A 4580-nucleotide genomic window follows, 5' to 3' on the forward strand; every position below is an offset into this window, starting at 1 on the left:
AGAAAGGTGTTTTTCTGTCAAGAACGAGATTTTTCAAGAGAAAATCCTAGCCCTATCAAGGCTTAACACTAATTTTCAAGGTGCGAAAGTTGAGTTATAGTAACTATATTGGTTAGACTTATACAAAAAATAGTTTGCAAATATTGAAAACTGGCCCCCCGGAAGCTAACATACAACAAACTTCCGAGGAGGCGTTTTTCATGTCCAAGCCCATCCATTTGTACCTTCTGGATATCGACCCCGCCACCGAGCGGCATCTGCTTTCCCTCGCCCAGCGCCATCTCAAGCTGGTACTCGAAAGCGGCCACCGCCATACTTCTTCCAAGCGCCGCGCGGAGATCGGCCGTTGATTGAAACCTTGGAGTCGCCTACCGAAAGTCGAACGACGGTTAAACCTTTTATCGCCTTTACCGTTTGGAACCTACCGGACCAATAGAGTTCCGCGCCCAATGCCTCGAATACCCCGCGCATGGGAACCATCGTGCTTCCCTTGTAGAGGATCGCGGATTGGGGGAAGTGTTGGAGGACGCCGTCAATCGTGACATTGACTTCTTCGAATTGGGCTTGTTGGACGGATGCTGCCGAAGCATTTTCCGCTGCGAGAGCGGGTACTCCTGAACATACGCTTCCCGCGATCACTGCGCTGAGAACTGCTCTGCCTAACTTCTTTCGAACTACCATGAACGTACCTCCATTACCTAATCGCTCTTATTATAAAGGAAAATGACAATGGGAGAAAAGACCAATTTTAAAGCCTAAACTACTCTACTGGTAACAGAAGTGAGTGTAAAATGTTTGTGGGCAGTAAAAAGGAATAATTGGTGAAACAATGTTTAAAAGCATGGAAAAAGGCTTCCCTTCTTGGTAGAGTGAAATACGTCAAACAAACACTCAGAAAGGGGAAGCCTCATGCAACAGTGTACATGGCGGTTACCTCATGGCTGGGATGTTCTCTTGAAGTATAACTTTTTCATTTTTCATGTGTTCATAAGATAGAAGCTGGTAAAGTCATCAAAGTCTATCGTTAATCTCTGGAAATATGGAGGTGTTTTTAGTGATTCGATTGACCATTCCGCTGTAAAGTACATCGTGGTGATTGCAACTGTGCAATGTATCTTTTCTATCAAAAATATCATTAAAGAATGGGTGTGAAATAATGATGAAAAAGTTCTTGTCTAGAATGTTGCCATTATTTCTGGCTATGGTTCTTTTGACGATACCAAATGGTATCTGGGTCAATTCAGCACTAATTGATGGCGGAGATCCAAATTATATCTATAATTATGAGGAGTTGGAGGCTCCACCTTTGGATATGGCTCTATTCCCAAAGCCGATCAAAAACTTTGATATAAGCTTCATTGATAAGAGCCATGTTCGTATTAATCTGGAGACGGATGTGCCTGTATCATTGGAAATCAAGACCACCCAACCTGTTCAAACCATCCTGCAGAAGGAGATGAACCTGAAGGCCTTGTCAGAGGAAGCCCCCTTTACTTTGAAGGGACAAAACTTTAACGATGTCAGCATACCGGTAGACATCAATAATACCAATATCGATCTCACTTTATCTAACGGGGACATACACTTCTCCACAACGATTCTGATACGAGACGGCGAGATTTTAAACAACATCAGTCAATTTAGCGATTACACCTTGAAAGACAGCTCTATGATCGTGCCCTTTGCCTCCAGATATGAAACAGAACCTAATAATTCATACTCTTCTGCTAATACTTCATACAGTGGCGACGACAACTATGGTAATTTCTCGACTACTGAAGACACAGAAGACTGGTGGAAATTCACTCTGAGCTACAGGGCATTTGTGAACATCTTCCTGGGGAATATTCCTTCCGGAAGTGACTATGACGTACGTCTCTATTCTAGCAGTAACACAACTACTCCGATCTGGAGCGGAGTTAACTCTGGAAACAGTAATGAACTTCTTCTGAACAAAGACCTTGAAGCAGGCACCTATTATTTAAAGGTGACCAGATTCTCAGGCCCGAACACGACCTCTTATTATAACTTGAGATGGAGAATTAACAAGCATTGGCCAGTACTATGGAATACGACAATTAATTCGGGATACAGAACATCAAGTCGCCCGGATCATGCAGGAATTGACATTAACTATACGGCTTCGCTCCTGACAGCTACAAGCGAAACAAACAAATGCAATGGCGGTAAACAGTGCTACAAGGCCAACAATATTGCCGCAGCTTGGGATGGAACTGTTGCCAAAGTTGAAACTCCAGATAATCCATCCACTGGATATGGTCGAGTCATATATATCAACCATAATGTAGATGGAGTCTATTATCAGACCAGGTACGCACATCTCCACAGTGTTTCTGTAAACCAATATGATACTGTCAAAGCAGGAGATGTGATTGGTGTTATGGGGAATACCGGCAGCGTTAGCGGAACAACAGGCGTGCACCTACATTTCGAAATCCGGACGTGCACAACATCGACATGTTCAAGTACAACGGACATTGATCCATTGACGCAATTCCCGGGCTATTAAGATCAAAGGTTTAAGGATCAGAGGTTTATCGAAGCTGGAGCGACAGAGCAGCAGCGATGTAATGGCAAAACCTTGTGTGTCTGAAGGAAGAGCCCCGGGGTGAAAGTTGGATTGCTTGTGAAGTTCTTACAAACAGGAGTATGCAATACATTGTATGGGAGGGGTCTTATGAAAAAGACAGCGGCTTCTATAATCCTTGTCCTGATCTTTATCTTACTGGTTGGCTGCACCGATAAGGATGAATTTAAAACCAATCTTCAAAAAATAATCGTACCGGATATGTCTGTCTCCATTTTGGAAGCCGATGAAGAAACTCAACTTTCGTGGTTGAAAGATATTTCCAGATTCCAAGATGAAACGTTGAGAAGCAAAACGTCCAATCTTTCTGATAAGGACATCCAAACGGTCAAGGATCATTTATCTCAGGTATATGGGCCGGAGTTAGTGCAAATTCACGTGGAAGATATCTATAAGTATGACGAGGGTACGCGCACATATTACGTTCCTGATGGAGATTGGTCCATGTACAGTTTAGATGAATGGTCTTCAAGTGAAATCTCCCTCACGTCTCGATCGGAGCAATCTGCAACGTTTTTGCTGAGTGGCATTGATTTTGCCGGTGATGAACAGAAATATCAGTTAGATTTCTCAATATCGAATGGGAAATTATTGCTTGAAAAAAGAACATACCTGAGGTAGATCGCTTGAAGCTGGAATCTCATCATGTGAGCAGAGTGTCTTGGCAAACACTCTGCTTTTTTTGGTCGGCGTGCCCAGCGAAGCACGCATCTTCTATCCGGTGAAAGTCCGGTCACGGGAGGGGCCAAGCCCCCGTGTAGCTAGGATGCCTGCGTATGACGAAATCTGTACGTAGAAGCGCATCGACGAAAGTACCTGTCAGAGACAGGGCGAGCAACATACCAGGCCGTAACATGAAGTGAATCCTGCCGCGTCGTCAAAAAGGTCCCGCGAGGGGGAAGAGAGGAAGCCGAGTCTCGCGACTATAGACGAAGGCCATGGAAGCCCCGTTGGGGATCTCGACGGTGATCTGTGGGAACGACATGGCAAGGGGCTTGGGGAACTGACGCGTTCTGCGGACGATCTGGTGGTCATCTGCAAAACGAGGAAGGAAGCTGAGCGGGCGTATGAACTCATACGTGCGAACATGGAACGCTTGGAACTCACCCTGAACCCCACGAAAACGCGCATTGTCGGGCTCTGGACAGGAGAAGAGGCTTCGACTTCTTGGGGATGCACCATCATTAGATCTTCAATTTGCATTATACTTCATTTACAGGAAGTACGATAAATAGGTAATATATGATATATAGACAATAAATGACTCCTGGAAAGGGATCGAAATGGATGAAAAGTTGATATGGTTGTTAACTGATTTTTACGGACTTCAACCAAGCCTTCAGAAACTGGTATACCAGACATTTTACAGGACATATTACGGAACCATTTTTTTTATTTTGCGAGATCATCAATCAACAGAAGACTTATTGCAGGAAGTCTTCATCAAAGTGATCGATAAAGTGCCTCGTATGGACTTTAATGACGATGTGAATAAGTTAAGAGGTTGGATCAAAGTCGTTTTGCGAAATGCGACATATAATTATTTAAGAGGGAAAAAAAAGAGAAACGCCCATACGGATCTGGAAAGTGTATGGGATATTGATGCTCAATTCAATTATTCGGTAGAGGACGAAGTGGAATCAAAGATATTTCTGGAGAGTTTAAAGTACTACCTGGGTTGTCTGAAGCAGGAATATCGAATATTAATTGAACTTAGGTCACAGGGGTTGAGTTACAAGGAGATTTCAGAACAACTGGATCTTCCAGAAAACAATGTGAAGCAGAAATTGCATCGCGCACGCAAAGAGATCAAAAACAAGATGAAATTCGATTGGATGTGATTTTATGAAGGAAGCAGAGTTCGAGAAGATGTTTGATCAGTACTATGATCAGGCGATTAAAGAAATTAAAGGGATTCCGGACAGTTTGTCCTCATGGGAAAAAGTTAAACACTCAACTTTCGCAGCTTAAT

The 4580-nt window shown here is 43.5% G+C and carries 5 protein-coding genes; 4 read left to right on the forward strand and 1 reads right to left on the reverse strand.

What is annotated here, in order from left to right; all coding sequences use genetic code 11:
* Positions 1–282 precede the first annotated feature (282 nt).
* Positions 283–681, reverse strand: coding sequence for a copper amine oxidase N-terminal domain-containing protein (locus tag PRECH8_RS14170; RefSeq protein WP_200967738.1), 399 nt, complete (start codon positions 679–681; stop codon positions 283–285).
* Positions 682–1159: 478 nt separating this feature from the next.
* Here PRECH8_RS14170 and PRECH8_RS14175 point away from each other — a divergent pair, with 478 nt between their 5' ends.
* From PRECH8_RS14175 to PRECH8_RS14675, 4 genes are all read left to right on the forward strand, one after another.
* Positions 1160–2530 carry a peptidoglycan DD-metalloendopeptidase family protein gene (locus PRECH8_RS14175; RefSeq protein ID WP_200967739.1) on the forward strand — a complete coding sequence of 457 codons (1371 nt, stop codon included), beginning with the start codon at positions 1160–1162 and terminating at the stop codon, positions 2528–2530.
* A gap of 168 nt (positions 2531–2698) precedes the next feature.
* Complete coding sequence (locus PRECH8_RS14180; protein ID WP_200967740.1) at positions 2699–3229, forward strand: hypothetical protein; 531 nt, start codon at positions 2699–2701, stop codon at positions 3227–3229.
* 662 nt (positions 3230–3891) lie between these two features.
* A complete protein-coding gene (locus PRECH8_RS14185; RefSeq protein WP_200967741.1) occupies positions 3892–4449 on the forward strand; it encodes an RNA polymerase sigma factor in 558 nt (185 codons plus the stop codon).
* A gap of 4 nt (positions 4450–4453) precedes the next feature.
* Complete coding sequence (locus PRECH8_RS14675; RefSeq protein ID WP_276569123.1) at positions 4454–4579, forward strand: hypothetical protein; 126 nt, start codon at positions 4454–4456, stop codon at positions 4577–4579.
* Position 4580 lies beyond the last annotated feature (1 nt).

The sequence above is a fragment of the Insulibacter thermoxylanivorax genome (assembly GCF_015472005.1).
In the GTDB taxonomy this organism is placed as follows: Bacteria; Bacillota; Bacilli; order Paenibacillales; family DA-C8; genus Insulibacter; species Insulibacter thermoxylanivorax.

Bases quoted from the DNA above. Each gene is read 5' to 3' on its own strand.
- PRECH8_RS14170 (WP_200967738.1), bottom strand. From the start codon at position 681: ATGGTAGTTCGAAAGAAGTTAGGCAGAGCAGTTCTCAGCGCAGTGATC.
- PRECH8_RS14175 (WP_200967739.1), top strand. From the start codon at position 1,160: ATGAAAAAGTTCTTGTCTAGAATGTTGCCATTATTTCTGGCTATGGTT.
- PRECH8_RS14180 (WP_200967740.1), top strand. From the start codon at position 2,699: ATGAAAAAGACAGCGGCTTCTATAATCCTTGTCCTGATCTTTATCTTA.
- PRECH8_RS14185 (WP_200967741.1), top strand. From the start codon at position 3,892: ATGGATGAAAAGTTGATATGGTTGTTAACTGATTTTTACGGACTTCAA.
- PRECH8_RS14675 (WP_276569123.1), top strand. From the start codon at position 4,454: ATGAAGGAAGCAGAGTTCGAGAAGATGTTTGATCAGTACTATGATCAG.